Below are 2,953 nucleotides of genomic sequence, written 5' to 3'. Positions count from 1 at the left end.
CTGGAACGTCCCGCTGGAGCCCATTGCAAAAAAAGTGGCGCAATACAACGAAGGCAAGTAGGTCGATTTAGCGGCGCTTACATTCAGGCATTGATAAGAAAGATAAAAAGACGCTATGGATCGGATTATTACGCCTATGCCTGGACTTGTGAGGATAGCACAGAGCATGGAAAACAAGGGAAGCATTATCATCTGGCATTATTTTTAAATGGTAACAAATACAGATCAGACTACACCATAATGGGTGAAATATTGCGCTGGTGGACTGAGCGCACAACTTTATCTGGCAATATCCCACGCTATGACAAATCAAAGGGAGATAGAAACACTGTTGGTCTACTTCGCAGAGCCGATACTAAAAAATTTGAAGACGTCATTTATGGACTTAGTTACTTATGCAAAACTTCACAGAAGCATGGCAGCTCCGAGAGACTATTCAGCATAAGCCACAAGACCTGAACAGACATAAAAAGCAATATAAAACATCTAACAATATCAATTTTCGGCCCCATAATATCTATAATTAAAAATAGACAAAATACCGTCAATTGCATTCATGAAACATCAAAATAAAATCAACCAGTTACACATTATTTCATATTGTTGATTACATACAAAAAAGAGGCCTTTCAATGGCCTCTAATGTGTCTGATTAATAGCTGTTTTATTGCATCTCTTTTTTGACTCGATAGACAGTGGCGACACCTACACCAGCCGCCCCTGCTATCTGTTCTATTGTTAAACTGGTCGTATTTAACAACTCAACAATTAAACTTCTATCTTTACGTTTACGGCCTCCAAACTTCACAGACTCAGGCGCTACGCCTAATTCCTTTGCCTTGGCTGCCTTTGCTAATTCAATGCCTTGCTTTGTTCTTTCAATTCGCTTCTCATTGTCTAAACGAGCCATAGTCGCCATTAGATCAATCAGCATACTATTGATGACTCTCATAATGTCACCAGTGATACCCTGTTCAAACTGTTTATGTGTAGTGTCTAAATCACGAACAACTAACCTTAATCCCTTGGCATTAACTTTATTCTTGAGCGTCTCCCAATCCTTTTGAGTCAAACGGGACAACCGATCTACAGACTCCACCAGCAAAACATCATTCTCTGATGACTCATCGAGCAATCGATTCAATTCAGGCCTATCAAGTTTAGTCCCTGATGCGTTCTCAATGTAGTAAACAACATTCCCCACATCTGATGAATCATTACCCATATCATTACATATGAAACCCCGAATTCAGATAATAAGTGCGACAGTCATGGATTGGCATAGAGGGGGAAGCCAGCTGCTGAAGGTGGTATGCTCTTCTCGCCAAAGAAATAAGCAGAATTACCATGAACTATCAGCAACTGACCGAGCCACAACGATACCAGATTTCTGCACTTTTAGAACTGAACACTTCTGTTCGAAAGATTGCCGAAACAGTTAAATGTCACCGAGCAACGGTTTACCGGGAGCGAGCCCGTCACAGTATTGATGGATGCTATTGCGGCACAAGAGCCCATTCGTTGGCTCAGGAAAAACGCAAGAGTGCCCGCAAGTACAGAATTACTCCCGACAGGATTGACCTGATCTGCTGGCTGCTCAGTAATGACTGGAGTCCAGAGCAGATCTCTAATGTGCTTACCTGTTGTAATGAACCCGTCAGTCACGAATGGATTTATCAGTATGTGGCGGATGACAAGAGAAATAAAGGCAAGCTATACAAACACTTAAGGCAAGGTCGCAAACGTTACCGCAAAGGAAAACGAACCAAAGGTCCGGCGATAAAAAACGCGGTTTCGATTGATGAACGACCAGCCATAGTCGATACCCGAGAACGATTTGGGGACTGGGAAATCGATACCGTTTTGGGCAAGCATGGTACGGGTGCCATCGTGACGATTCTGGAGCGAAAGAGCCGACTCTATCTGGCTATGAAAGTCGATTCAAAATCGGCAGAGGATGTAACCAGAGCGACGATAGCACTCCTGATGCCATATAAGGAACATGTTCATACGATCACTGCAGATAACGGACGAGAGTTTGCCAACCACGAAGAGATAGCCAAGGTACTGGATGCCAAGGTCTACTTTGCGCATCCTTACAGCTCCTGGGAGAGAGGTGCCAACGAAAATGCGAATGGTCTACTCAGGCAATATGTACCGAAAGGCACGGATTTGAGACTCGTGAATAACGAGCTGGTTGCTCTGGCGTTATCGAGAATAAATTATCGTCCGAAAAAGTGTTTAGGATTTAAGCAGCCAGCCAAGGTTTTTGAAGAAATGAGGCTGGCCGCTTAAATTGGAGAGTGTCGCACTTCGGACTTGAATTCGGGAACTATCTAACAACTCTCTGGCACGTTCGGCGTTCTGGTCTGCTGTGCTGGCTCTCAAATACACCCTAATCATTATCATATCTCCATAAACCACACCCTGTTACGATAAATCTATCACAACTAAACTGAAATACAAGTTTTGATAGTGCTTTTTGTTGAGTGATAGCTTTCTAAAAACACGATGGTGATTTGATAGTCGCGGCAAGAGTCTTTACAGCATAAGTGCACCCTTGCGGGATTTGAATGAATAGCTTAACCTGGTGGCGATCAAAAATTAACCAGCAACACAGCACATTATTTATTTATGGATAATTCTATTTCAAAAGGATCCGATATGAGACTTTATTCTATTAGTATTTTGTTATTGAGTGTTTTTTCAGCGAGTGTGTTGGCAAGTGATATCTATGTCGAAGATGATGCACGCCTAAGTGAAGATGTATCAAATGAACTTGCAATAGAATTTGCAAAACTCATCCAACTTAACGGTTACTCTTGTAATTCAGTCTCTGGTGTAGCCCCATCAGCAATGTCAGGTAATGTTCAGGGCGGGAGCATACTTTGTTGGTTATTTAACCAAAGAATAGTTGTGCCCGATAATTGTCATCCCAGCTTGCTTTTTTTAG

At 42.3% G+C, this 2,953-nt stretch carries 4 protein-coding genes; 3 read left to right on the top strand and 1 reads right to left on the bottom strand.

Translation table 11 applies throughout. The features are described from left to right. Positions 1 to 459: YagK/YfjJ domain-containing protein (locus ACYVG7_RS10765; protein ID WP_460883111.1), on the top strand; the 459-nt coding region annotated here is incomplete at its 5' end. A gap of 205 nt (positions 460 to 664) precedes the next feature. Here ACYVG7_RS10765 and ACYVG7_RS10760 read toward each other — a convergent pair. Further along, positions 665 to 1,225, bottom strand: a complete 561-nt coding sequence (locus tag ACYVG7_RS10760; RefSeq protein WP_460883110.1) for a recombinase family protein — start codon at positions 1,223 to 1,225, stop codon at positions 665 to 667. Between the two features lie 122 nt (positions 1,226 to 1,347). Between ACYVG7_RS10760 and ACYVG7_RS10755 the strand changes: the two genes are divergently transcribed. Further along, the gene (locus tag ACYVG7_RS10755; protein WP_460883109.1) at positions 1,348 to 2,295 is read left to right on the top strand and encodes an IS30 family transposase; all 948 of its coding nucleotides are present in this window, start codon (positions 1,348 to 1,350) and stop codon (positions 2,293 to 2,295) included. A gap of 369 nt (positions 2,296 to 2,664) precedes the next feature. Then, a partial coding sequence (locus tag ACYVG7_RS10750; RefSeq protein ID WP_460883108.1) for a hypothetical protein occupies positions 2,665 to 2,953 on the top strand: 289 nt, incomplete at its 3' end.

This window comes from Pseudaeromonas pectinilytica (genome assembly GCF_054780855.1).
This window is presented reverse-complemented; position numbering and strand designations above follow the sequence as displayed.